Here is a 25,986-nt window from a genome sequence, read left to right as displayed (position 1 = left end):
CTGCTAGTGCTGGTAGCCGTAGACGCCGCGGGACTGGTCGCGGACCAGCCGCCCCTTCTCGAGTTCGATGACGCGCTTGCGCATCTGGTCGACGATGTTCTGGTCGTGGGTGGCCATCACGACGGTGGTGCCGGTGCGGTTGATGCGGTCCAGCAGCCGCATGATGCCCACGGAGGTCTGGGGGTCGAGGTTTCCGGTCGGCTCGTCGGCGATCAGCAGCATCGGCCGGTTGACGAAGGCCCGCGCGATGGCGACGCGCTGCTGCTCGCCACCGGACAGCTCGCCCGGCATGCGGTCCTCCTTGCCGGCCAGGCCGACCAGGTCGAGCACCTCGGGGACCGTCTTGCGGATCGTGCCGCGGGGCTTGCCGATCACCTCGAGCGCGAAGGCCACGTTCTCGGCGACGGTCTTGTTGGGGAGCAGCCGGAAGTCCTGGAAGACGGTGCCGAGTTGGCGCCGCATGTGGGGGACCTTCCAGTTGGACAGCCGGCTGAGGTCCTTGCCCAGCACGTGCACCATGCCGGTGTCGGTGCGCTCCTCGCGCAGGATCAGCCGCAGGAAGGTCGACTTCCCTGAGCCCGACGAGCCCACCAGGAAGACGAACTCCCCCTTCTCGATCTCCAGCGAGACGTCCCGCAGGGCGGGGCGGTTCTGCTTGGGATAGGTCTTGGTGACGCTGTCGAATCGGATCACGTTGGCACCAGGGTCTGGGGGTGAGCGGAGGTTTGCGGATGGGCCGGATAGGGGATGTGGGGGCGACACTACGCGAACGGGCGGCGGGTGCGCAGTCGCCGTCCGGGGTTGGTGGCCCGGGCCACAGGGCACATGCGGGCAAACCCGTCACTGGCCTCTCCCGTACCATGACGACGGCCGGTACGCAGCGCGATGGCGTGAAGACGCCGGGCCGCGGGCTCCGTTTCGCGGCCCGGGGCGCTCTTCAGGCCAGAACCTGGCACAGTGGAAGGAACGGGATCGGTGCGAGCCCGTGGGCCGGGCGGGGAGTACGCCCAGCGGCCCGAGGGAACGATTCCGTCACCGGGGGCGTTTCACCGGACGGAGGAGGAGAGCGCGATGACGTTCGACCGACTGGTGTGTGCGCAGTGTGCCGGCCCCGTGAGCGAGGGCCGCTGCCCGACGTGCCGCGCCACCCGCGCGCGCATGGAGCAGGAGGGCGGCTGGTCCGGGATATCGCCCGCGACCCTGATAGCCGCTCTGGTGGCTCTTCTCGCCGTCATCCTCGTCGTGGAGCACGCGACGGCCTGACCGGCCCGTATCCGCCCCGCAGACACACGAACGAACGCCCGCACCCCGCGTGTACGCGCCGGGTGCGGGCGTTCGTCGTGTCGTGACCGCCGGCGCCCTTCCTCACCGCCGGTGCGCGCCCCTCACTGGCCGATGACGGCCCGCACGGTCTCCTCCGCCGAGCGCACCAGGCCCAGCAGCGCGGTGGCGCCGGAGACGAAGGCGCCCAGCCGCCGCAGCCGCCCGGTCAGGCGCTGCCCGGCGGCCGCCGGGTCGTCGCCCGGCTCGGCCCGCAGCTCCTGCTCGATGGCGTCCGCCTCGGCCATGGCCTCCGTGCGCTGCTCGGGCGTGACGGGGGCGCCCTCGTCCGCCATCGCGTCCAGGTGCCGCCGCACCTCGGCGAGCATGGCCCGCACGGCCTCGGCGTAGAGCGGCTCGGCCACCTGCCGGGCGTCCAGCCGGGCGGAGGCGCCCCGGCCAGCCGCCACCGCGGAGTGCTCGATCCGGCCCCCGGTGACGATGATGCCCTCGTTGACGTGCGGGTTCGGCCCCACCGGGCGGGCACCCCGCCCGCCCGGCTGCCCGCTGTCGTCCGCGTCCCCGCCGCTCACGCGCCGCCTCCCGCGCCGGGCTGCGCCGGCTTCTGCGTGCTCGTGGCCCCGCCGGAGCCGCCGATCGTGGCCGAGGCGCCGGTGCCGGCGGCGATGCTGCCGGTCATCACCCCGCCGGTCATCATGATGCCGTGGTTCAGGATGACCTCCCGGTGCTGGTTCAACTCGCCCAGGTCCAGGCCGTGTTCGGCGAGGAATTCGGCGAGGGTGTGCAGCACCTGGAGCTCGATCTGCTTGCCGAGGCGGGTGACGTCGGTGCGCTGGAAGAGGTTGCGGTAGGCATGCGAGGAGGCGAGTTCGCGCAGGCTGAGGCTCGCGCCGAAGTCGTAGCGGCGATCGTTGGCGATGGCCCGCCGCTGCTTGCGCTCGCGGCTGCGGATGCGGCTGTCGGTGCGCAGCTCGGAGATCGCCCCGGCGGGGGCGGTGAGCAGCACCCCGCGGCTGCGGATGAGGGCGTCGGCCCAGGCCTGGACCACGTCCTCCTCGCTGCGGGCGCGGGCGATCGAGTCGCCGAGCCGGTAGGCCTCCCGCACCGGGGTGAGCACGAGGGTGTTCGCCTGCACGTACAGCGTGGAGCCGGTCACCGTGACCTGGACGAAGACCGACAGCACCAGGTCGGAGCCCCAGCTGCGGATCTGCGCGCACAGGCAGTGCCGCACCGGGCCGTCGGCCAGGCCCCGGGCCCTGACCACCTGCTCGCGCGGCAGCGTGTCGGCGGGGCGGGACTCGGCGGGCAGCGGGCTGGAGTGGCCGGGCCAGAACGTCCCCTTGCCGTAGAGGGGGTTGTTCTGCAGATCGGAGCCGTTGATGAACACCCGCTCGGTGACGACGAGTCCGGGCAGGCGGTCGGCGACGGGCGAGGACTCGTTGCGCAGCCCGTCAAGGTCGGACGCCAGCCGCTCCACCAGCTCCGGCAGCCCGAAGGGCAGCGGCGGGGTGTCCGCGGCCTGGCCCGGCTGCTGGCCCTTGGGGCGCAGCCGCATGGCGAAGTTCCAGGAGGTGACCTCGTCGCCCGCGCCCACGAACGGGTTGTAGCCGCTGTAGACGATGAGGTTGGCGTCGCCGCCGACCGCCGACTGCGGCAGCCCGGCCGGCGGCGTCGCCGGCCGGCGGGTGTCCGCGGCGAAGGCGGCCGGGGTGAGCTGCTCGCGCAGCACCTGCCAGGCGGCGTCCAGTTGCTGCATCGTGGCCAGCCAGGGCGCGCCCACCAGCAGGAGCAGGCCGAGCAGGAACTGGCCCACGAAGCCCAGGCCGAGCCAGTCCAGGACGTGCGAGCCGATCAGGCAGGCCACCACCAGCACCACGACCTGGATCACCAGGTTGCGGGCGAGCACCAGGAAGGACGGCTCTTTGCGGCCGGCGACCACTGCCGCGCTGTCCGCCGACAGCCGCGAGCGCAGCGTGGCGGCGGTGCCGGTCTGCGCGCCGCCGCGCAGCAGGAAGAGCCCGGCCACCCAGTAGACGGCCGTGCCCACCGGCAGCAGCAACAGCGAGGCCAGCAGCGCCGCGGCCACCGGCAGGTCGCGCCGGCGCAGCTGGTGCACCGCCTGCTCGGCGTGGCCGAGCACCCGGCCCAGGTCCACGCCGTAGGAGGGCGCGGTGGCGCGGAACCGCTCCTGACGCAGTTCCCGCACCACGGTGCGGGCGAAGTTCTCGTCCAGCCGCGCGCCCGCGCACAGGTAGCGGGTGGCGGCGTCCTTGTCGTGCGGGCCGGCCGGCTCCGCGGCGCCGGTTGCGGTCTGGTGCGGTACGTCCTGAGATGCAGTCATGCGTCCCCCCGGTCGAACGTGGGCTACACAGCATGGGTGGGGGACGCCGGAAGCGGAAGGCGGGGGACGGGCGCTCCCGGTGTGCGAAGGGGCGCACGGGAGCACAGGGGGCGCGAACTGACGTGCGTGGCAAGGGACTTGGCGGCCTCGCGCCCTCAACAGGCGGGCGGGCCCGGCACGTTGTGTGCCGGGCCCGCCCGTCGAACCGCCGGATGCGCTGCCTGGATCAGGCCGCCGCGCCGCCGTTGCCGCCGCCGCGGCCGACCAGGCGCGGGGTCAGCCGGAAGCCGATGCCGCCCGCGATCAGGGTGGCCGCACCGATGATCATGAAGGTGGTGCCGCTGGAACCGGTCTCGGCCAGCTGCGAGGTGGTGGCGCCCTGCTGGACCGGCTGGGTGTTGTCGGTGCTGGCGTTGTTGCCGCAGTCGACGCTCTCGCCGGTCAGGGTGCAGGTGTTGTCGTTCCCGCCCGAGGTTGACGAGGAGCCGCCGGTGCTGGACGAGCCGCCCGTGCTGGACGAACCGCCGCTGTTGCCACCGGAGTTGGCGCCGCCGTTGCCGTTGCCGCCGCTGTTGCTGCTGCTGCCGCCGGTGCCGGTGCCGCCGCCGTTCTGGTTCCCGCCGGTGGTCGTGGTGGCGCCCGTGGTGGACGTGTCGCCCGTGGTCGAGGTGTCACCGGTTGTGGAGGTGTCACCCGTGGTCGACGTGTCACCCGTCGTGGAGGTGTCACCCGTCGTGGACGTGTCACCGGTCGTGGAGGTGTCACCCGTGGTCGACGTGTCGCCCGTCGTGGAGGTGTCACCCGTGGTCGAGGTGTCACCGGTCGTGGACGTGTCGCCCGTGGTCGAGGTGTCACCGGTGGTCGAGGTGTCGCCCGTCGTGGACGTGTCGCCCGTGGTGCCGCCGGAGATCAGGGTGCCGCCGGTGATCAGGCCGTCGTCACCGGTGTCACCCGTGGTGTCGCCGGTGTCGTTGGCGGAGACGGTCTTGACGGTCTGCGGATTGCTGGCCGCCTGGGCCACGCCCACCGCCGTCATCGAGGCGCCGGCCGCGATCACCGCGGCCGCGGCTATGCGGGTCACGCGCAGCCTCGTGTTGCGCTTGCTCATGGTGTCGAGTACCCCCAGTTGATGTCTGTTGGGGCTGCGCAGCCACGGAGTGCGGATTACCGCGCGACCGGGGAACTCTTCGGTCACCCCGTGCGCCGACGACTCGTTACGTGCGCATGCCGCGCCTTACCCTTACGGCTTTACCAGGGGCCGTCAAGGTCATTAAGCACGCTATGGGTGAATTACCCGGCTGTGCCCGGCACTTCTGCACAGCACTGTGACACAGCGGGCAGCCGGTGCGGCCGTCCCCGGAGCAGCCGCCCCGGAGCAACCGTCAGGCGGTGGCCTTCTCACGGGACTTGCGCCAGCGGATGCCCGCCTCGATGAAGCCGTCGATGTCGCCGTCGAGCACCGCCTGCGGGTTGCCGACCTCGAACTCGGTGCGCAGGTCCTTGACCATCTGGTAAGGGTGCAGCACGTACGAACGCATCTGGTTGCCCCAGGAGTTGCCGCCGTCGCCCTTGAGGGAGTCCATCAGCGCCTGCTCCTCCTGGCGGCGCCGCTCCAGCAGCTTCGCCTGCAGCACGTTCATCGCGCTGGCCTTGTTCTGGATCTGCGAGCGCTCGTTCTGGCAGGAGACCACGATGCCGGTGGGCAGGTGGGTGATGCGGACCGCGGAGTCGGTGGTGTTGACGCCCTGGCCGCCGGGGCCGGAGGCGCGGTAGACATCCACCCGCAGCTCGGACTCGTCGATCTCCACGTGATCGGACTGCTCCACGACGGGCAGCACCTCGACACCGGCGAACGAGGTCTGCCGGCGGCCCTGGTTGTCGAAGGGCGAGATGCGCACCATGCGGTGCGTGCCCTGCTCGACGGAGAGCGTGCCGTAGGCGTAGGGCGCCTTCACGGTGAAGGTGGTCGACTTGATGCCGGCCTCCTCCGCGTAGGAGGTGTCGTAGACCTCCGTGGCATACCCGTGCCGCTCGGCCCAGCGCAGGTACATCCGCTGGAGCTGCTCGGCGAAGTCGGCCGCGTCCACCCCGCCGGCCTCGGCGCGGATGTTGACCAGGGCCTCGCGGGCGTCGTACTCGCCGGACAGGAGGGTGCGGACCTCCATCTCGTCCAGCGCCTTGCGGACCGCTTCCAGCTCGGACTCGGCCTCGGCCCGGGTGTCCGCGTCGTCCTCCGCCTCGGCGAGCTCGAAGAGCACCGCGAGGTCGTCGATCCGGCCGCGCAGGGTCTCGACCTTGCGCAGCTCCGCCTGCAGGTGGGAGAGCCGGCTGGTCACCTTCTGCGCGTGGTCCGGGTCGTCCCACAGGGAGGGTGCCGCGGCCTGCTCCTCGAGCGCGGCAATGTCGCCCCTCATCCGGTCCAGGTCGAGCACGGCCTCGATGGAGCCCATGGTCGAGGAGAGGGACTTCAGTTCTTCGGAAACGTCGACGATCGCCACGGTGCAAGCCTACCGGCTGGTCGGGTGAAGGGCGGTTTTCGGTCGGATGCGGCGGCGGCGCGGCAGGTGCGCGGCGCGGCGGGCCGCCCCCGCGCCCCGCCGAGGCCCAGCGGCCCGTGCTCCTCCCGCTGCCCCCGCCGTCTCCGCCGTCTCCGCCACCTTCGGGCCCGTCATACCGCGGCCGTCGCCCGGGCGAGCCGTCCGTCGCCGGTCACCGCGTAGACCTGCAGGGTGCCGCCGGAGGCCGCCGCGCCCAGGGGCCCGGCGCCCGCGGGCAGCGGCATCGCCTCGGGCGGGCCGGCCGGGGCGGTCTGGGCACCGGCCGCGAAGACGTAGAACCGGTCGCCCTGGGGCAGCACCTCGGGCCGGGCGGCCGCGTCCAGCCCCGCCACCACGCTGGAGGGGCGCCAGGCGCCGGCCTGGAACGGCAGCCGCAGCACGGCGCCGTCCGCCTTGCGGACCACGAAGGCGTCCAGGGTGCCGCGGCCCCGCGAGACCAGGGCGGGGGCGGCCGTGATCCGCCCGGCGGTGGGCACCAGCGCCCAGGCGTTCCAGCGGCCGTCCACCAGCGAGGCCGTCACCAGGTCACCGCCGACCCGCCCGACCAGGTCGATCCGGCCCGGCTCGGAGGAGGCGGCGGCGGGCGCGGCGTCGAAGTGGGTGCGCTCGTCCACCTGGATCCACTGCTTCCAGTAGCCGCCCTCCAGGGTCCGGCGGTAGAGCAGGCCGTCGGTGCCGAGTGCGAACAGGTCGATCCGCCCGGGCTCCGCCGAGACCGGCGCCGGGTCGCCACTGACGTTTATGCCGGTCAGCCGGTGCCAGGGGCCGTAGCCGGAGGCGTCGCGCACCACGTACCAGACCGCCTTGTCGGCGCCGCGCGCGAAGACGTAGGTGTAGCCGCCGACGACCAGCGCGCGCGGGCCGCCGGTCAGCGCCACCCCGGCCGCGGGCGCGTCGCGGAAGGCGGACCACTGCGGCAGCTCGACGGCCGCGCCGGTGCTGCCCTGCGGCGAGGCGGCGCCCGCGGTGGGCGCCTGCGGGGTGGTGCCCGTACCCGCGCCCCGGCCCTGCGAGGAGGGAGGTGCCTGGTCGTCGCGCGAGGTGCCGCCGGGGTCGGTGCCGTGGCTGTCGTGCCCGGAGGAGCCCGCGGCGGCGATGCCCCAGCTGCCCAGGCCCGCCACGGCGAGCGCGGCGGCGGCCGCGGCCGCGATCTTCAGCCGGCGCTGGCGCACCACGTCCGCGACCGCCCGGTGCCGGGGGCTCGCCGGGCGGTCGGGCGCCGACGCCCGGGCCCTGCCGCCGCGCCCGGCGGGATCGGCGGCGGCACTCGCCGCGGCCGCCGCCCCGTATCCGGCCAGTTCCTCGGCGGTGGGCAGCTTGATGCTGGTGTGGGTGTCGCGGCTGGAGTCCGGGGCGGTGCCGCGCACCAGCGGGACGGCGCCGCGCCTGCGGTCGCCCGCCGGGGCCGGCTCGACCGGGGGCGCGGCGAAGGGCTCGTCCCGCTCCAGGGGGGCGTCGCCGTAGCCGCCCGCCTCGGGCGCGCGCTCGCCGTTCGGGCCGCCGGGGGCGGCGGCCTCCAGGGGCGGCAGCCCGGCGAGGGAGGGCAGCAGTTCCCGCAGCCGCCCGCCCAGCTCGCCGGCCTTCAGCCGGGAGGCCGGCGCCTTGGCCAGGCACTGGGCGAGCACCTGCCACAGCTCCGCGGGCACCCCGGGCAGCACCTGCACGGTCTCGGTGACGTGCCGGCGCAGCACGGCGCCGGGGTGGCCGCCGCCGAAGGGCGTGAAGCCCGCGAGCAGCTCGTAGAGGACCGTGGCCAGGGCGTAGATGTCCACCGAGGCGCGCGGCGGCAGGCCCTCGATGATCTCCGGGGCCAGGTAGTCCGGGGTGCCGATGATCCGGGTGGCGCGGGTACGGCGCGGGGTGTCGACCAGGCGGGCGATGCCGAAGTCGGTGAGCAGCGCGGGCGGGGCGCCGCCGGGGCCGGGCACGGCGGCGGAGTCGAGCAGCACGTTCTCCGGCTTGACGTCGCGGTGGACGACGCCGGCGGCGTGGGCGGCGGCCAGCCCGTCGGCCACGTCGGCCGCGATCGACACCGCGGCCTCGGGCGCCAGCCGGCGGTCGCGTTCCAGGCGGGAGCGCAGGTCGGTGCCGCGGACCAGGTCCATCACCAGGGCGAGGTCGGTGCCGTCCACGACGAGGTCGCGGATGCCGACGATGTGCGGGTGGTCCAGGGAGAGCAGGGCGGTGCGCTCCTGGACGAACCGGCCGACGAGGTCCTGGTCGGAGGCGAGGTCCTCGCGCAGCAGTTTGATGGCCACCGGGCCCTCCGGGCCCTCGCCGAGCCACACGGTGCCGGCGGACCCCCGCCCGAGCACCTGGTGGGCGGTGTAGCGGCTGCCGATCTTCCTGGCCAACTCTGCTCCGACTCCTCCGGCGGTCCGGCGTCCCGCCGCGCTCCGCGCAGCGCGGCGTCGCAAGGTGTTGGCGACAAAGCTACGCGGCTCGGGGGCCGTTCGGGGCACAGGCGGCCGGTCACGAGGGGATCTGCCGGAGAAATCACCCTCCGGAAGTCGATAAATCCCCAACCCGGGGGCAGGGGCGGGCGGTTGGGGGCGGCCAGGGGCCCGTACGGGCGCCGCCGGGGAGCGCGCGGCGGCGTGGGAGCGCCCCCCGCCGCCGGGCGTCAGTTGTTGCCGCCGCCCGAGTCGCCGGTGATCGCCGAGATCTTGTCCCAGGCGGAGTGCACCCAGTGCGAGGAGGCGTCCCACAGGTTGCGGGTGCTGTCCACCCAGTCCGGCAGCGGGGTGGTGTACCAGACCACGACGAAGATCACGACGAGCACCAGGATCACCATCAGGCAGCCCTTGAGGCAGCCGAGCCCCGGGATCCTCATCGGGTTCGCCGAACGGCGCGGCTCGCGCGGGGCCCGGCCGCGGGACGGCTCGGGGGGCGCGGCCGGCGGGCGCTGCGGCTCGTAGCGGGGCTCGTAGCGCGGCTCGTAGCCCTGCGGGGGCTGCTGGTGGCGGGGTTGCTGCTGGGGCCGGTGCTGCTGGGGCTGCTGGGGGTAGCCGTAGGCCTGCCCGCTCTGGCCGCCGCCGTACGGCCCGCCCTGCTGCGGGCCCTGGCCGTAGCCCTGGGGAGGCTGCTGCTGCGGGCGGCGGACCGGGCGGCGGTGGAGCGGGTCGAGCTCCGGCGGCACCTGCTGGACCTCGGTCTGCTCGTTGCGCTGCCGGGCGGCGCTGAGCTGGGACTCCCAGGGGTGCGGGCCCTGCGCCTGCGGGGGCGTGCGCTCGTCGGCGGGCAGTACGCGGGTGGCGTCGGTGCGGTCATCGGCCGGCCCGCCCGGGCGGTCGCCCGGCAGGACGCTGGTGACCGCGTTCGGGTCGTAGGCCGAGCTGCCCGAGGGCAGGACCTGGGTCGGGTCCGCCGACGAGCCCGCGCCGGCGGCACCGGTCCCCGGCACCGGCGCCGGGTCGGCGTCCGGGCCGAGCAGGCCGCCGACCGCGAAGGCGGCCTCGGCGGCGTCGGGGCTCGCATGGACACCGATGCCGGCGGCGACCACCCGCAGGGCGCGCGCCAGGTTCTCCGCGCTGGGCCGCTGCCCGGGGTCCTTGCGCAGGCAGCGCTCGATCACCGTCCACAGCGGGTCGGGGACGGTGGAGGGGCGGCGCGGCTCGTCGTTGAGGTGGTGGTGCAGCACCTCGATCGCGCTCTCGCCGCCGAACGGGGGCCGGCCGGTGACCAGCTCGTAGAGCAGGATGCCGGCGCCGTAGATGTCGACCGCGGAGGTCTGCGGGCGGCCCTGCGCGGACTCCGGCGCCACGTACGCCGGGGTGCCGACGAACTCGTGGGTCCGGGTGACGCCCGGGGAGTCGGCGAGCCGCGCGATGCCGAAGTCGGTGAGCATCGGGTGCATGCTCTCGGTGCCGTCCTGCGCCGTGGCGGTGGCGAGCAGCACGTTCGCGGGCTTCAGGTCGCGGTGGACGACGCCGTCGGCGTGGCTGGCGGCCAGCGCGTCCGCGACGCCCGCGGTGAGGAGGGCGGCGGCGACCGGGCTGAAGGGGCCGTTCTCACGCAGGTAGCGGTGCAGGTCGGGGCCGTCGACCAGGTCCATCACCAGGGCGAGCAGGTCGCCCTCGACGACCAGGTCGCGCACCCGGACGATGTTCGGGTGGCGCAGCCGCAGCAGCACGGAGCGCTCCCGCAGGAAGCGCATCACGACGTCGGGGTCGCCCGCGAGCTCCTCCTTGAGCACCTTCACCGCGACCGGGACCCCGTCGCCGTCCCGGACGCGGCCGCGCCACACGGTGCCGGTGGCGCCGCGTCCCAGCGGCTCCTCCAGGAGGTATTTGCTGCCTACCGGCCGCACGGTCATGGGCTCCTTGCGTCGTCTTCTTCTCGCGGGTCCTTACGGGGTTCCGCCCCAGCGTAGGCCCTGCGGCTCGCTGCGCGGGGCTGCCATACCCTGCGGGCGGCCAGGCGGGACAGTCACGGCTCCCCCTACCGCCGCAGGGCCCTCGCTTACGGGACGCGGCTCCCCGCCGCGAGGGTTCCCTCACAGGTGCCGGGTGCCTGCCGGCGGTCACGGGAACGGCAACCCGCCGTAGGGGCTTCCCCGGGTTCCCGGCCGCAGGCCGGTTCTGGGCTGGTGGGGGTGCCCCCTCTGGGGGAGCAGTTCCCCGCGCCCCTGGGTTGTACGGAGCTCGCTGTGCGCGCAAGGGCAAGCTGAATAGGGGCGCTGGGGGTACCTCCCAGGCGAAGCTCTGGGGGAGGAACGGCGCGCCCAGCAGGCCACCGGGTGGCAGGCGGCGACGAAACAGGAACCCAAGCGGCGAGAAGCCGCCCCATAGCCCCAAGGGCGAACAGGCGCCCTCAGGGGTGGGAGGATGCAACCGTACGGCAGTCCCGTGGTGCCGATGGGCCCCAGGGGTACGGCCGTTGTCTGTCACAGCAGGCGCCCGCGCGCGACCGGGGAGGGCTCCCGGACGTGTCCCTGGGCCCGGGGAGAAAGGGACCGCGGACGAGATGCAGATCCGGCTGACCGTCCTCGGGCCGCGCAGCGGCCGGGCAGCACGCGGCTGTGACGTACTCGTCACGGCACCCGCGGGCACCACGTTGGGGGCGGTCGCCGGCGCGCTGGCCAGTGCCGCGGGCGCGGCCCAGCCGGGCGGCCGCGCCTCGGCCTCCTCGGTGGCCCTCTACGCCGGCACCGGCCGCCTCGCCCCGACCGCGGTGCTGGGCGTACCGCCCCTCGTGGACGGCGCGCTGCTCTCGCTGCACGCCCCCGCCGAGCAGCCGGGCGACCACGGGCAGTACGGCCGCTTCGGCCACTACGGCCGCCCCCCTGCCGACCTCGCCACCCTGCATGTGGTGGGCGGGCCCGACGCGGGCGGGGTGCACCTGCTGCAGGGCGGGCAGGCCGACGTCGGGCGCTCGGCGGACGCCGACGTGCCGCTGGACGACCCGGACGTCTCGCGCGTGCACTGCAGGATCGCCGTGGGCCCGGACGGCGAGGTGACCGTCGCCGACCTCGGGTCGACCAACGGCACCGTGCTCGCCGGCCGCCCGGTCGGCGAGGACTCCGTGCCCTTCCCGCCCGGCGCCCTGCTGCGGATCGGCGAGAGCTCGCTGCGGCTGAGCCCGCCCCGCCCGGCGACCGCCCCGCCGCTTTCCACCACGGCCGACAACGACGGCCACCTGCGGGTCTGGCCGCGCGGCAGCGAGCCGGCCCCGGCGGGCGGCGCCCCGGACTCCCCCTGGCAGCCCGCCCCCACCGCGCCGATCGCGCCCGATCTGCCCGCCCAGCGCGGCCCGACGGCCGCGGAGTCCTACCCGCGGGACCGCAGCGAGGAGGCCGAGTGGGCGGGCGGTCCGGGCTCCGCGGAGGCGGAACCGTACGCGTACGGCACCGGCCCCGACACCACCGACGCCTCCGCGGAGACGTACGGCCACGGCATCGCCGCCCCCGGCGACGGCGTGGCCGGCAGCGGGCGGCGGGCGACCGGCGAGCAGCCCCGGCGCGCGCTCGGCGAGCCGGAGGCGCGCGGCGGGGTGGTGGGTGCCATAGGGGCCTGGGCACGACGGCTGGCGGTCGGCCGCCCGGTCGCCGGCTCGTCCGGGCACGGCGGCGCGGGGCCCGAGGAGGACGGCGGCGCGGAGGCCGAGGCGCTGCGCGAGCGCTGGCCCGACCCGGCCGCGGTGCTGCTCACCGCGCTCGGCCCGGGCCGGCGGCTGTGGGAGCGCGGCCCCGGCCACCCGGACGCCCTGACCGTACGGCTGGGCACCGCCGCCCTGCCCTCGGTGGACGGCTCGCGGGTGCTGCCCGCCGTGCCGTACACCGTGGACCTGCGCGTGCCCGCGACCGCGGCGCTCACCCTGACCGGGCCGCGGCCGCGGCTGTCCGGCCTGGCCAGGGCCGTACTCGCCCAGCTGTGCGCCCTGCACTCCCCCGCCACCTTGGAGGTCGTGCTGCTCTCGGCGGACCGCACCCGCGGTGCCGACGAGCGGACCGAGGAGTGGTCCTGGCTCAACTGGGTGCCGCACCTGCGGCCCGCGCACGGCCAGGACTGCCGCCTGCTGCTCGCCTTCGACCGCGACCAGGCCGAGGCGCGCGCCGCCGAGCTGGTGCGGCGGCTGGAGGCCGGGCCGCTGGGCCCGGGCTGGGCCGCCGCGTCGCAGGCGTCGGTCGCCGCCGCGGCCGCCGCGCACGAGGGCCCCTTCACGCTGCTGGTCGTCGACGGCGACCCGGGGTCGGCCGGGTTGCGCGAGGTGGTGGCCCGGATAGCGGCCACCGGCCCCTCGGCGGGCATCCATGTGCTGTGCCTGGCCGACCCTGGTGAGCCGCCCGCGATACGGCACGGCGCGGTGGCTGAGGTCTGCGGCGACGTGGCCACGACGCTGCGGGTCGGGCCGGCCGACCCGGCCGCCGCCGACGCGGCCGCGTTCACCCCGCTGCCGCACGGCGAGATCGTGCTGGACGCGGTCTCCGCCGCCTGGGCCGAGCACTTCGCCCGGGCGCTGGCGCCCCTGCGCGAGGCGGACGCCGGGTCCGTCGACGTCGTCTCGCGGCACGCCCTGCCCGGCACGGTGCGGCTGCTGGACGAGCTGGACCTGGCGCTGGCCACCCCCGCCCGGATCGCCTCGCGCTGGGGCGAGGCGGCGGGCGCGAGGGCGGGCGCGGCGGGGGCCACCGCCGTGCTCGGGCTCGGCGCGGCCGGGCGGGTGGCGGTGGACCTGGTCGCCGAGGGGCCGCACGCGATGGTGGGCGGCGCGCCCGGCTCGGGCAAGACCGAGCTGCTGCGCTCGCTGGCCGCCGCGCTCGCCGCGGCCGAGCGGCCGGACCGCCTCGCGCTGGTGCTGGTGGACGGCGCCGGGCTGGAGCGCGGCGAGGGCTTGGCCGCCTGCGCGGACCTGCCGCACGTCTCCACCCACCTGGTGGCCTCCGACCCGGTGCGGATGCGGGAGTTCGCGCAGGCGCTGTCGGCCGAGCTGAAGCGGCGGGCGCAGGTGCTCGGCGAGGAGGACTTCGCCACCTGGCACGCCCGCCGCTCGGCGGCCACCGTGCCGCACCAGGGCGGCGTGCGGACGGCGCTGCCCGCATTGCCGCGCCTGGTCGTCGTCGTGGACGACTTCGACGCCCTGGTCGCGCCCGGCCTCGGCAGCACCGGACGGCCCGCGGCCGGCAGCGTGGTGCGGGCGCTGGAGGCGGTGGCCCGGGAGGGCGAGCGGCTCGGGGTGCACCTGTTCGCCTCGACCGGCCGGCCGGAGCGCACCGCAGGCACGGACGCCGACGAACGCGCCCGGCTGCGGATCGCGCTGCGGATGCCGGACCCGGAGTCGGCCGCGCTGCTGGTGCACGTGGAGGACCCGGCCGGGCTGGACGACGCGCTGCCCGGGCGCGGCTACCTGCGGCGCCCCGGCGGCGCGGTGACGGTGTTCCAGACCGCGCGGGTCAGCGCCCGCATCCCGCGTACGGCGACGCTGCGGCCCACCGTCGTCCCCCTGGAGTGGGAGCGGATGGGCGATCCGCCGGCCCGCCGGCAGGTGCGCGAGCTGGGCAACGGGCCGACGGACCTGGCGCTACTGGCCAGCGCGCTGCAGCGGGCCGCGGAGACGGCACCGGAGGAGACGGGCGGGCCGGAGCGGGCCGCGGTGCGGGGCGAGGACGCGGCCGCGGCGGCGGGCGCGCTGGGCCGGCCGCTCATCTGACCATCGGTCCGGCCATCGCCCTGCTGGATGGTCGGACCGCTGCCTCGACGGCGAGGCCGGTCACCGTCCGGGGGACCACCGGCGCCACCTGGGACCGAACGCGTCGCCCGGACCGACCGGCACCGCCCGGGGCCGATCGGCAGCCCGCTGACGACCGATCACCAGCCGAGCTGACCGCTCGTCAGATCGGAGGTTTCGGCACAGGTCACGGCCCGGTCACGATGACCCCTGACGCAGTGCGCACGCCCTTGCGAGCTCCGTGACGACGGGCGTAGGACAGTCGCCACGGGACTGAGGGGATGGCTACATGCGTACCTTGAAGCGCACACGCACCGCGCACGCACACCGTGGAACGACCCGTATCGCGCTCGCCGTCGTCGCCGCCTCGGCGCTGGCCCTGACCACCGCGGCCTGCGGCGGGGGCGGCGGCAAGGGGAACAAGGACGACGCGAAGTCCTCGCCGTCGGCGAGCGCCCCGTCCTCGGACGGTCTGCAACTCCCCGATCTGCACGGCCAGAAGCTCGAGGTCGCGGCGGTGTGGACCGGCCCGGAGCAGAAGGCGTTCCAGAAGGTCCTCGACGCGTTCGACAAGCGCACCGGCGCCAAGTCCACGTTCGTGCCGACCGGCGACAGCCAGTCCACGTTCCTCGGCACCAAGATCGAGGGCGGCGCCCCGCCGGACGTGGCGTTCCTCGCCCAGAACGGCGTGCTGCACCAGTTCGCCGACAAGGGCTGGCTCAAACCGCTCGGCCCGGCCGCCCAGGCCCAGTTGACCAAGAACTTCTCCAAGGGCTGGCAGAACCTGGGCGCGTGGAAGGGCAAGCAGTACGGCATCTACGCCAAGGTCGCCAACAAGTCGCTGATCTGGTACAACGCCGCGGCCTTCGCCAACGCCGGGGCCACCGTGCCCAAGACGTGGGCGGACTTCCTGAAGACCGCCGAGACCGTCTTCGAGTCCGGCACCCCCGCGGTGTCGATCGGCGGCGCCGACGGCTGGACCCTGACCGACTGGTTCGAGAACATCTACCTCTCGCAGGCCGGCCCGCAGAAGTACGACGCCCTGGCCGCCCACACCATCAAGTGGACCGACCCGTCGGTGAAGACGGCGCTGACCACCCTGGCGCAACTGTTCGGCAACAAGGACCTGGTCGCGGGCGGCACCAGCGGGGCGCTGGCCGCCGACTTCCCCAAGTCGGTCACCCAGGTCTTCACCGGGAACCCGCCGAAGGCCGCGATGGTCTACGAGGCCGACTTCGTCGCCTCCTTCATCACCGCCAACACCAAGGCGAAGGTCGGCACGGACGCCAAGGTGTTCCCGTTCCCGGCGGTCGGCACCGGAAAGCCGCCGGTGGTCAGCGGCGGCGACGTGGCCGTCGCCCTCACCGACCGCCCCGCCACGCAGGCGCTGCTCACCTTCGTCGGCTCCACCGACGCCGCGAAGATCTGGGCGTCCAGCGGCGGCTACCTCTCGCCGAACAAGTCGCTGCCGTTCTCGGCCTACCCCGACGCGGTGCAGCGCAGCATCGCCCAGGCGCTGATCGCCTCCGGCGACGACTTCCGCTTCGACATGTCCGACCAGGCGCCGGCCGCCTTCGGCGGCACCAAGGGCCAGGGCGAGTGGAAGGACCTGCAGGACTTCCTCGCCAAACCCAAGGACGTCGCCGGCGCCCAGGCGAAGCTGGAGGCCGACGCGGCCAAGGCGTACGGGGGCTGATCGCCGATGGCTGACGCCTCTGTACCCGGGTCCGTACCCGGGGCGGGCGGTCCGGCAGCGGCAGGGGGCGGCACCTCCGGTGCGGCCCCCTCCGGCCCCTCCGGCCCCTCGGCCACCGTGCCGGGACCGCGCGCGGCCGGCCCGGGTCCGGGCGGGGCTTCCGGCAGGGGGCCGCGCGTGCTGCGCAGCGTCACCGGCACCCGGCCGTGGATCGCCGCGCTCTTCATGCTGCCCGCGCTGGTACTGCTCGGCGCGCTGGTGGCCTACCCCATCGGGTACACCGTCTACCGCAGCCTGTTCGACGCCGACGGCACCTCCTTCGTCGGCCTGAAGAACTTCGGCACCGTCTTCAGCGACCACGGCATCCTCACCGCGGTGCGCAACAACGCGATCTGGGTCCTGGTGGCGCCCACCGTGGCGACCGCCCTCGGCCTGGTCTTCGCGGTACTCACCGAACGGGTGCGCTGGGGAACGGCGTTCAAGCTCGTGGTCTTCATGCCGATGGCGATCTCGATGCTCGCCGCCGGCATCATCTTCCGGCTGGTCTACGAGCAGGACCCCTCGCGCGGCGTCGCCAACGCCGTGGTGGTGGCCGTGCACGACACCTTCACCAGCAACTCCGCCTATCCCGGGGCCCGGCCGCGCCCGAACAGCGACCTGAAGCCCACCGCGGGCGGCTCCTTCACCGCCGCCTCGACCGCGCGGACCGGCACCTCGGCGAACCTGCCGCTGGTCGGCATTCCGCAGAACAAGCTGCCCGCGGGCGCCGGGCAGGCCAGGCCCGCGCCGGCTGCGCCCGGCAAGGTCACCGGCACGGTCTGGCTGGACTTCCGGCCCGGCGGCACCGGGAAGCCCGACATCATCGACCCGGGGGAGAAAGCGCTGTCGGGGGTGAAGGTCGAGGCGGTCAAGGGCGGGAAGGTGGTCGCCTCGGCGAAGTCGGGCAAGGACGGCGTCTACACGCTGCCCGGCAGCGCCGCCGGCGCCCACCTGCGGCTGCCCGCCTCGAACTTCTCCGGGAAGTACAACGGCGTCAACTGGCTCGGCCCCGACCTCGTCACCCCCTCGATCATCGCCTCCTACATCTGGATGTGGGCCGGCTTCGCCATGGTGCTGATCGCCGCGGGCCTGGCCGGGGTGCCGCGCGAACTGCTGGAGCAGGCGCGGGTGGACGGCGCCGGCGAGTGGCAGGTCTTCCGGCGGATCACGGTGCCGCTGCTGGCACCGGTGCTGGTCGTGGTGATGGTCACCCTGATGATCAACGTGCTGAAGATCTTCGACCTCGTCTACATCATCGCGCCCGGCAACACCCAGTCCAACGCCAACGTCCTCGCCCTGCAGCTCTATCTGGAGTCCTTCGGCGGCGGGGACGACCTCGGCGTCGGCAGTGCGATCGGCGTCATCCTGCTGCTGCTCGTGGTGCCCGTCATGGTCTTCAACATCCGTCGGCTGCGAAGGGAGCGGCAGCGATGAGCGCGGACGCGACAGCCGCGGGGACGGCGCCGCCGGCCGCGCGGCAGGACCGGGCGCCCACCCGGCGGAGGCGCCGGGGAGGGCTTCCCGCCCGGCTGGCGGCGGCCGCGGGCGGCGGCGTTGTGCGGATCGTCCTGCTGGTGGTGGCGCTGTTCTGGCTGCTGCCGACGGTCGGGCTGCTCCTGTCCAGCCTGCGCACCCCGCAGGACATCGCGGTCAGCGGCTGGTGGAAGGTCTTCACCGCGCCCTCGCAGCTGACCGTGACCAACTACCGCAGCCTGCTGGACAACCACGCCATCACCGACTCCCTGTGGAACACGGTGCTGATCACGGTGCCGGCCACGCTGCTGGTGGTGGCGATCGGGTCGCTGGCCGGGTACGCCTTCGCCTGGATGGACTTCCCCGGCCGCGACTGGTGGTTCCTCGCCGTGGTGGCCATGCTGGTCGTGCCGGTGCAGGTCGCGCTGGTGCCGGTGGCCAAGCTGTTCGGGCAGATCGGGATCTTCGGTGACATCTCCGGGGTGGTGCTCTTCCACACCGCCTTCGGGCTGCCGTTCGCGATCTTCCTGCTGCGGAACTTCTTCGCCGAGATCCCGCGCGAACTGCTGGAGGCCGCCCGGCTGGACGGCGCGGGCGAACTGCGGCTGTTCGCCCGGGTGGTGCTGCCGCTGGGCGGGCCGGCCATCGCCTCGCTCGGCATCTTCCAGTTCCTGTGGGTCTGGAACGACATGCTGGTGGCGCTGATCTTCGCCAACAGCGACTCCCAGCCGATCACGGTGGCGCTGCAGCAGCAGGTGCGGCAGTTCAGCGACAACGTCGACATCCTGGCGCCGGGCGCCTTCTTGTCGATGGTGGTACCGCTGATCGTCTTCTTCGCCTTCCAGCGGCAGTTCGTCTCCGGCGTGATGGCGGGAGCGGTGAAGTAGCGGCGGACGCCGGGCAAAGACGGCGGTGGGCCGTCCACACGCAGCGCGTGCGTATGGACGGCCCACCGGTTCGGTCCGTTCGCCGGGCCCGGCTCGGTGGGTCCGGCCCGGTGGCGGCCGCGACTCAGCGGGCCGCGCTGATCAGCGGTGGGTGCGCAGGAGCGTGCGGAAGGTCCGCATCGCGACCGACAGGCTCGCCAGGTCGAACTCCTCCGAGCCCTGGATCTCCTCCAGCGTGGTGCGGGCCCGGGTGACCAGCCCGGAGTTGCGGTTCTCCCACGCCTGGTAGCGCTGCTCGGGGGTGGCCCCGGGCTCGCCCGCGCCCAGCACGTCGGCCGTGAGGGCGGCGTGTGCGGCGAAGAGGTCCTCGCGGATGGCGGCGCGGGCCATCGACTGCCAGCGGTCGTCACGCGGCAGCCGGGTGATGCGGTCCAGCAGCTGGGTGATGCCCAGCCGGTCGGCGAGGTCGAAGTAGATCTCGGCGACGTCCAGCGGCTCGCGGTCGGCCCGCCGCGCCACGTCCACGATGTCCAGGGCGGGGAACGCCGAGGAGAACCCGGCGACCCTCGTCGCCAGCTCGTCCGGCACCCCGGCCTCGACCAGTTCGTCGTGCAGCGACTCGTACCACTTCAGGTCGGCGCCGCGCAGCAGCTTGGGCAGGTGCGACCAGACCGCGGCCACGCCTTCGCCGAAGAAGTCGATGGTCTCGGCGATCTGCAGCGGCTGCAGGCGGTTGTTGAGCAGCCAGCGGGTGGCACGCTCGACCAGCCGTCGCGAGTGCAGCCGCACCCTGGTCTGCACGGCGGCCGGCACCGTGTTGTCCAGCGCTTCGACCGCGTCCCAGATCGGGCCGAGGTCGAAGATCGTCCGGGCGGCGGTGTGCGCGCGCACGATCTCCTCGGTGGTGGCGCCGATCTCCTCGCGGAAGCGGTGCAGGAAGGTGGTGCCGCCGGTGTTCACCGTGTCGTTGACCAGCACGGTGGTGACGATCTCGCGGTGCAGGGCGTGGTGGTCGATCTGGGCGGTGAAGCGCTCGCGCAGGGCGACGGGGAAGTACGCGTGCAGCAGCGACTTCAGGTACGGGTCGTCGGGCAGGTCGGTGCGGATCAGCTCCTCGGCGACGGTGATCTTGGCGTAGGCGAGGATCACCGCCATCTCGGGCTGGGTGAGGCCGGTGCCGGCCGCGAGCCGCTCGCGGATCTGCCGGTCGGTGGGCAGGAACTCCAGCGCCCGGTCGAGCTTGCCCTCCTTCTCCAGCCGGCGGATGAACCGCTGGTGGGCGTGGAGCAGGCTGGGCGCCTGGGCCATGCTGTTGGCCAGCGCCACGTTCTGCGCGTAGTTGTTGCGCAGCACCAGGTCGCCGACCTCGTGGGTCATCTCGGCGAGCAGAGCGTTGCGCTGCTTCACGGTGAGGTCGCCGTCGGTGACGCTGCGGTTGAGCAGGATCTTGATGTTGACCTCGTGGTCGGAGGCGTCCACGCCGGCGCTGTTGTCGATGGCGTCGGTGTTGATCCGGCCGCCGGAGCCGTCGGGGCCGCCGAACCGGGCGAACTCGATCCGGCCCAGCTGGGTGAAGCCCAGGTTGCCGCCCTCGCCGACCACCTTGACCCGCAGGTCCGTGCCGTCGATGCGGATCGCGTCGTTGGCCTTGTCGCCCACATCGGCGTGCGTCTCGGTGGACGCCTTGACGTAGGTGCCGATGCCACCGTTCCACAGCAGGTCCACCGGGGCCCGCAGGATCGCCTTCATCAGCTCGGCCGGGGTGAGCTTGGCCGCCTTGGACTCGATGCCCAGGGCCGCGCGCACGGCCGCCGAGATCGGGATCGCCTTGGCGGTGCGGGGGTAGACGCCGCCGCCCGCGGAGATCAGCGAGGTGTCGTAGTCGGCCCAGGAGGAGCGGGGCAGCTCGAACATCCGGCGCCGCTCGGCGTAGGAGGTGGCCGCGTCCGGGTTGGGGTCGAGGAAGATGTGCCGGTGGTCGAAGGCGGCCACCAGCCGGATGTGCTCCGAGAGCAGCATGCCGTTGCCGAAGACGTCGCCGGACATGTCGCCGATGCCGACGACCGTGAAGTCCTCTTCCTGGGTGTTGTGGCCGGTCTCGCGGAAGTGGCGCTTGACCGACTCCCAGGCGCCCGAGGAGGTGATGGCCATCTTCTTGTGGTCGTAGCCCACCGAGCCGCCGGAGGCGAAGGCGTCGCCCAGCCAGAAGCCGTAGGAGACCGCCACCTCGTTGGCGATGTCGGAGAAGGACGCGGTGCCCTTGTCCGCGGCCACCACCAGGTAGGTGTCGTCCCCGTCGTGTCGGACCACGTCGGCCGGCGGCACCACCTGGCCGCCGACCAGGTTGTCGGTGATGTCCAGCAGCCCGGAGATGAACGTCTTGTACGAGGCGATGCCCTCGGCCAGCCACGCGTCCCGGTCGGCCGCCGGGTCCGGCAGCCGCTTGCCGACGAACCCGCCCTTCGCGCCCACCGGCACGATCACGGTGTTCTTCACCATCTGCGCCTTGACCAGGCCCAGCACCTCGGTGCGGAAGTCCTCCCGGCGGTCGGACCAGCGCAGCCCGCCGCGGGCGACCTTGCCGAACCGCAGGTGCACGCCCTCCACCCGCGGGGAGTACACCCAGATCTCGTAGGCCGGCCGCGGTGCCGGCAGGTCGGGGATGGCCTGCGGGTCGAACTTGATCGACAGGTACGGGTGCGGCTGCCCGTCGGCCCCGCGCTGGAAGTAGTTGGTCCGCAGCGTGGCCTTGATCAAGGTGAGGAAGGAGCGCAGGATGCGGTCCTCGTCCAGGCTCGCGACCTGGTCCAAGGCGCCCTCCAGCTCCTCCAGGATGCCGTCGGTCAGCTCGCTGCCGGCCTTCTGGTGGTCGGGCGAGAGGCGGGCCTGGAAGAGGTTGACCAGCAGCCGGGTGGTGTGGACGTTCGTGCGGAGGGTGTCCTCCATGTAGTCCTGGCTGAAGGTGGAGCCGGCCTGCCGCAGGTACTTGGCGTAGGCGCGCAGCACCATCGCCTGCCGCCAGTCGAGTCCGGCCCGCAGCACCAGCGAGTTGAAGCCGTCGTTCTCCGCGCGGTCGGTCCAGGTGGCGGCGAACGCCTCCTGGAACCGCTCGCGCGCGTCGTCCCCGAGGTCGGCGAGCGTCGGGGCGTCGGGCCCGGCGGCCGCGGGCGGGTCCAGCCGCAGCCCGAAGTCGTAGACCCAGGCGCGGGTGTCGTCCGAGCGGCGAACCTCGTAGGGCCGCTCGTCCACCACCTCCACGCCGAGGCGCTGCAGCACCGGCAGCACCGCCGACAGCGAGACGGGCGCGCCCGTCCGGTAGATCTTGAAGCGGCGCTCGCCGGGCGCGGCCGACACCGGCTCGTACAGGCTCAGGGTGAAGTCGTCGGCGCCCAGGGTCTCGATGTGCTGCAGGTCGGCGACGGCCACCCGCGGCGCGAAGTCGGCGCGGTAGCCGTCGGGGAAGGCGTCGGCGTAGCGCCGGATCAGCTCGGCGGCCCGCTCCTCGCCGCACTCGGCGTTCAGCGCCTCGGCGAAGCCGTCGGCCCAGGACCGCGCGGCGGCCACCAGCCGGCCCTCGATCCGCTCGACATCGGCGTCGGTGAGTTCCGGCAGCGTCGTACCGGGGTCGACGCGGATCACGAAGTGCAGCCGGGAGAGCACCGACTCGGTGTTCCACGCGGTGAAGTCGACGCTGCGGCCGCCCAGTTCCTCCTGCAGGATGCGGGTCAGGCGCAGCCGGACCGCGGTGGTGTAGCGGTCCCGCGGCAGGTAGACCAGGGCGGAGAAGTACCGGCCGTACTCGTCCTGCCGCAGGTACAGCCGCAGTTGGCGGCGCTCCTGGAGGTAGAGCACGCTGGTGACGATGGAACGCAGTTCGTCCACACCGGTCTGGAAGAGCTCGTCACGCGGGTAGGTCTCCAGGATCTGCAGCAGGTCCCGGCCGTCGTGGCTGTCGGTCCGGTACCCCGAACCGGCCAGCACCTCCTCGACCTTGCGCCGCACCACCGGCACCCGCCGCACCGACTCGGTGTACGCGGAGGAGGAGAACAGCCCGAGGAAGCGGCGCTCGCCGACCACGTTCCCCTCGGCGTCGAACTTCTTGACGCCGATGTAGTCCAGGTACGACGGGCGGTGCACCGTCGAGCGGCTGTTGGCCTTGGTGAGCACCAGCAGCCGATGCTCGCGGGCCTTCTTGCGGGCGTCGGCCGGCAGCCGGCTGAAGGACGGCGAGCTGGGGTGGCCGGGGTGCCCGGGGTGGGTGCCGTCCGCGTGCGGGTGACGCGGGTCGGAGCGCAGGATGCCCAGGCCGGTGCCGGGCACGGCGACCAGCACGTCCTCGGCGGTGTCATCGGGGCCGGGGTCGGTGGTCAGCTCGTACTCGCGGTAGCCGAGGAAGGTGAAGTGGTCGTCGGCGAGCCAGCGCATCAACTCCCACGCCTCGCTGGCCTCCTGCTCGGGCAGCCCGGGCGGCGGGGTGGCGGCCAGCTCGTCGGCGATGGAGAGCGCGGCCTGGCGCATCTTCGTCCAGTCCTCGACGGACTCGCGCACGTCCGACAGCACCCGGCGCAGATCCGCGGTGATCTGCTTGAGGTCCTCGCGGTCGGTCTCGCGGTCGATCTCGACGTGGATCCAGGACTCCACCAGCACGTCGTGCGGCAGCACCTCGTCGGCGGAGCGGCCGCGCGCGGAGCCGATCACCTCCAGCAGCTTGCCCGTGACGTCACGGCGGACGTGGAACTGGGGGTGCACCACGACGTGGATGGCGCGGTTGGCCTGGGTGAGCGCGTTGGTGACCGAGTCGACGAGGAAGGGCATGTCGTCGGTGACGACCTCGACCACGGTGTGGCTGCACTGCCAGCCGTTCTGCTCCACGGTCGGGGTGTGGACCCGCACGTTCGCGGTGCCCTGCGGGCGGTTCTCCGCGAGGCGGTGGTGGGAGACGGCGGCCCCGTAGACGTCGACCGGGTCACGGTCGATGAGGTCCTCGGGTGCGCTGTGCAGGTAGTAACGCCGGAGGTACTCCGTCAGCGCCTCTGTGTCGAGGCCCTGGCCGGGTTGTCCCCCCGCGGGGCTGTTCTCACCTGCCCGGACTGCCTGCTCGAGCAGTTCGGCCTTGGCATCGTCCAGCTTGGTCTGCATGTCCTCTGACTCCTGTCGCGCGCCGTTGCGTGACGTCGGGTGGTGGCACGACGCCCTGCGACGCGGGGTTTCCGCTACGGGACGACGCTATGCCGGAGAAGGGGTGCGTCGCGCCCGTCTGCGCGGCGCGGGCCCCGGAGCGCGGATCACCAGTGATCACTCAGCAAGGCTATCGCTCCGGCGGGGGTGGCTGTCATGCGCCGTCTTCGTACAAGTGCACCGCTCGCGTTTGGCCCGATTGGACAGGACGGCGGGCTCCCGTCCAGGTCAGCGCGCTATTCGTGCGGCCTGCTCGACGGCTGCCGCGAGGCTGTCGACCACCGGCACCCCGGCGGTCTCCAGGGCGGCACGGCTGTGCGAACCGCCCGTGTAGAGCACCGCTTTCGCGCCCACGTGGGCGGCGGCGGCCGCGTCGTCCAGCGCGTCGCCGATGACGACGACGGGGCGGCCGTCGATGCCTTCGAGCGCCGCGAGGTGGCGGGCCATCTGCTCGGCCTTGCCGCGGTCGGAGGGGCCGGTGCGGCCGTCCACCCGCAGGAAGTGGGCGGTGATGCCGTGGGCGTCGACCATCGGGGCCAGCCGCTCGTGCGGGGCGAGCGAGCACAGCGACTGGGTGAGGCCGGCCGCCTGCTGCGCGGCGAGCAATTCGGCGGCGCCCTCGGCCAGTCCGCAGGTGTCGGCCAGCCGCCAGTAGTGCCGGTGGAAGGTGGCGTCCATCACGGCCCACTCGTCCTGGTCGGGCAGCCGGCCGAGCAGCCGCTCGTAGAACCGCGGGACGGGCACGCAGTACAGCTCGCGGTAGCGCTCCGCGGTGACGGGTGGCAGGCCCAGCTCGGCGAACGAGGCGTTCGTGGCCTCGATCACCGCGTCGATGTCGTGGAACAGGGTGCCGTTCCAGTCCCACACGAGATGCGCGTTCACACCCAGAACCGTACCCGCCGGACACGACAGCCCGTTTCCGGCCTGTGGACAACTTCCTGCGAACGTCAGCCGATCAGGTTGGGAATCTCCTGCGTTGCATACCACAGAAGTTCGTGATCCTCGGCACCGTCGACGGTGAACTGCGCATCGTCGTCGCCCGCGTCCGCGGCGCCCACCGCCGCGGCGGCCGCGGCGACGTCCCGCTCGGCGTCGGCGGCGTCCGCGTGGACGGCGGCGACCTCGATGAAAGGCACCGGCCGGGTCAGCCGCACCTCGCCCAGCGCCGCCGGGTCCAGGGCGCGGTCGGGGTCGTGCCGTACCGCGCCGTCGGCCACGTCCACCGCGACGACGAGGCGCCGGCGCGGCACGTCGGGGTGCAGCGCGAGCAGCCGCAGCGAGGCCTGGGCGGCCCGGGTGAGCGCCGCGTACTCGAGCTCCTCGATGTCGTCGGAGACGTACCACTCGCGCAGTCCGGGCGTCACGGCGAAGGCGTCCAGCGGCGCCGGGCCCAGTTCGCCGGCCTTGTACGACTCGGCCAGCCCGGCGAGGGTGGTGGGAATGTAGACGCGCATGGCGTGAAGCATACGTGTTGTCAACACCCTCAAAGGTGAATCCCGCCGGGCGCCCGAACGGCCCTGCCGGATCCTTGCCCGCGCTCTTCCCCGGGTCCTACAACCGCGCCTATCGACCGGCAGACGACCTTTGGGGACGCGACATGCACACCACTCCGGCCGCGGGCCAGACCCCCGCCCAGGCCACCGCCACCGCCGCCGCCAGCCGTCCGGCCAGTCCGGGCACTCCGGCTGGTCCGAGCAGTCCGAAGGCGACCCGCGGCCCCGGCACCGCCCCGGCCGCCCCCGGGAACCAGCCGCCCGGCGCCACTGCCGGAGCGCCCGACCGTCCCGCCGAAGCCACCGCCGGAGCCGCCGCCAACGCCCCTGGCCGGGGTCCCGCGGCCCCGAACCCGCGCCCGGGCTCCCGCGGCACCCTTGCCCGCCGAGCGGCCGTCCGCAGTGCCCCGCCGGGCCGGACGGACCCCCGCCGCCCGGCCGCCGGCGCACTCCGCGGGGGTTCGGGGCGGGCGCTGCCGCCGCACCTGTGGTTCGCCCAGCACCTGCTCGACGTGCTCACCGGGCGGCGCCCGCTGACCGCGCTGGCCGGCAGAGTCAGGGACGAGGCGTACCAGCGGCTGTGGCAGCTGCACGCCGACCGGGCCGACTGGCGCCTGCAGGCCCGCGGCCGCACCCCGAGCGTGCGCCGCTGCCGGGTCTTCCGCACCGAGAGCGGCGCCTTGGAGGTGACGGCGGTGGTCGTCCTGGACGAGGGAGTGGTGCGCGCCATCGCCTTCCGCCTGGAACCCGGGAACGCCGACTCGGGGCCCGGCTACGGTCGCGCCCGGTGGCACTGCACCGATGTGGCGGCGAGCTGAGCTGGGCACAGCGGCCCATTGGGCGGAGCATGCACCCGCCGATGACGGGTCCCGGT

The 25,986-nt window shown here is 74.0% G+C and carries 16 protein-coding genes; 6 read left to right on the top strand and 10 right to left on the bottom strand.

Going from position 1 to position 25,986, the window contains the following annotated elements:
* Positions 1-3 precede the first annotated feature (3 nt).
* Positions 4-693, bottom strand: a complete 690-nt coding sequence (gene ftsE / locus BLR33_RS16495) for a cell division ATP-binding protein FtsE (protein ID WP_093785251.1) — start codon at positions 691-693, stop codon at positions 4-6.
* 378 nt (positions 694-1,071) lie between these two features.
* Here ftsE and BLR33_RS16490 point away from each other — a divergent pair, with 378 nt between their 5' ends.
* A complete protein-coding gene (locus tag BLR33_RS16490) occupies positions 1,072-1,263 on the top strand; it encodes a hypothetical protein (protein WP_093785540.1) in 192 nt (63 codons plus the stop codon).
* A 122-nt stretch (positions 1,264-1,385) separates the two neighbouring features.
* On the opposite strand, the gene BLR33_RS16485 is transcribed toward BLR33_RS16490, so the two are convergent.
* The 6 genes from BLR33_RS16485 to BLR33_RS16460 all read right to left on the bottom strand — a co-directional run bounded on the left by BLR33_RS16485 (position 1,386) and on the right by BLR33_RS16460 (position 10,489).
* The gene (locus BLR33_RS16485; RefSeq protein WP_093785250.1) at positions 1,386-1,853 is read right to left on the bottom strand and encodes a hypothetical protein; all 468 of its coding nucleotides are present in this window, start codon (positions 1,851-1,853) and stop codon (positions 1,386-1,388) included.
* Entirely contained in the window at positions 1,850-3,622 is a 1,773-nt protein-coding gene (locus BLR33_RS16480) for a hypothetical protein (RefSeq protein WP_093785249.1), read from the bottom strand. The genes BLR33_RS16485 and BLR33_RS16480 overlap by 4 nt, the downstream gene beginning before the upstream one ends.
* Before the next feature lie 226 nt (positions 3,623-3,848).
* Positions 3,849-4,730, bottom strand: coding sequence for a hypothetical protein (locus BLR33_RS16475; RefSeq protein WP_093785248.1), 882 nt, complete (start codon positions 4,728-4,730; stop codon positions 3,849-3,851).
* 274 nt (positions 4,731-5,004) lie between these two features.
* Positions 5,005-6,120, bottom strand: coding sequence for a peptide chain release factor 2 (gene prfB / locus BLR33_RS16470; RefSeq protein WP_093785247.1), 1,116 nt, complete (start codon positions 6,118-6,120; stop codon positions 5,005-5,007).
* Positions 6,121-6,290: 170 nt separating this feature from the next.
* Positions 6,291-8,534, bottom strand: coding sequence for a protein kinase domain-containing protein (locus BLR33_RS37150; protein ID WP_093785246.1), 2,244 nt, complete (start codon positions 8,532-8,534; stop codon positions 6,291-6,293).
* 269 nt (positions 8,535-8,803) lie between these two features.
* Positions 8,804-10,489: a serine/threonine-protein kinase gene (locus tag BLR33_RS16460; RefSeq protein ID WP_093785539.1), complete on the bottom strand. Its 1,686-nt coding sequence runs from the start codon at positions 10,487-10,489 to the stop codon at positions 8,804-8,806.
* A 656-nt stretch (positions 10,490-11,145) separates the two neighbouring features.
* Here BLR33_RS16460 and BLR33_RS16455 point away from each other — a divergent pair.
* The 4 genes from BLR33_RS16455 (at position 11,146) to BLR33_RS16440 (ending at position 18,441) form a co-directional block, all read left to right on the top strand.
* Positions 11,146-14,328 carry an FtsK/SpoIIIE domain-containing protein gene (locus tag BLR33_RS16455; protein WP_093785245.1) on the top strand — a complete coding sequence of 1,061 codons (3,183 nt, stop codon included), beginning with the start codon at positions 11,146-11,148 and terminating at the stop codon, positions 14,326-14,328.
* Positions 14,329-14,635: 307 nt separating this feature from the next.
* Positions 14,636-16,042 carry an ABC transporter substrate-binding protein gene (locus tag BLR33_RS16450; protein WP_093785244.1) on the top strand — a complete coding sequence of 469 codons (1,407 nt, stop codon included), beginning with the start codon at positions 14,636-14,638 and terminating at the stop codon, positions 16,040-16,042.
* Between the two features lie 225 nt (positions 16,043-16,267).
* Positions 16,268-17,515: a carbohydrate ABC transporter permease gene (locus BLR33_RS16445; RefSeq protein ID WP_245771480.1), complete on the top strand. Its 1,248-nt coding sequence runs from the start codon at positions 16,268-16,270 to the stop codon at positions 17,513-17,515.
* Positions 17,512-18,441, top strand: coding sequence for a carbohydrate ABC transporter permease (locus tag BLR33_RS16440; RefSeq protein WP_093785242.1), 930 nt, complete (start codon positions 17,512-17,514; stop codon positions 18,439-18,441). Before BLR33_RS16445 ends, BLR33_RS16440 begins: the two co-directional genes overlap by 4 nt.
* A gap of 141 nt (positions 18,442-18,582) precedes the next feature.
* Here BLR33_RS16440 and BLR33_RS16435 read toward each other — a convergent pair whose 3' ends face one another.
* From BLR33_RS16435 to BLR33_RS16425, 3 genes are all read right to left on the bottom strand, one after another.
* Positions 18,583-23,580: an NAD-glutamate dehydrogenase gene (locus BLR33_RS16435; protein WP_093785241.1), complete on the bottom strand. Its 4,998-nt coding sequence runs from the start codon at positions 23,578-23,580 to the stop codon at positions 18,583-18,585.
* A 267-nt stretch (positions 23,581-23,847) separates the two neighbouring features.
* Positions 23,848-24,501, bottom strand: a complete 654-nt coding sequence (locus BLR33_RS16430) for an HAD family hydrolase (RefSeq protein ID WP_176930288.1) — start codon at positions 24,499-24,501, stop codon at positions 23,848-23,850.
* A 65-nt stretch (positions 24,502-24,566) separates the two neighbouring features.
* Complete coding sequence (locus BLR33_RS16425; RefSeq protein ID WP_093785537.1) at positions 24,567-25,073, bottom strand: DUF6912 family protein; 507 nt, start codon at positions 25,071-25,073, stop codon at positions 24,567-24,569.
* A 143-nt stretch (positions 25,074-25,216) separates the two neighbouring features.
* On the opposite strand from BLR33_RS16425, the gene BLR33_RS36745 reads away from it, so the two are divergent.
* Positions 25,217-25,930 carry an Rv3235 family protein gene (locus tag BLR33_RS36745; RefSeq protein WP_093785240.1) on the top strand — a complete coding sequence of 238 codons (714 nt, stop codon included), beginning with the start codon at positions 25,217-25,219 and terminating at the stop codon, positions 25,928-25,930.
* Positions 25,931-25,986: the final 56 nt, after the last annotated feature.

The sequence above is a fragment of the Actinacidiphila guanduensis genome, from assembly GCF_900103985.1.
GTDB classification, from domain to species: Bacteria; Actinomycetota; Actinomycetes; order Streptomycetales; family Streptomycetaceae; genus Actinacidiphila; species Actinacidiphila guanduensis.
Note: the sequence above shows the minus strand (reverse complement) of the source record. Positions and strands in the feature narration are given on the sequence as shown.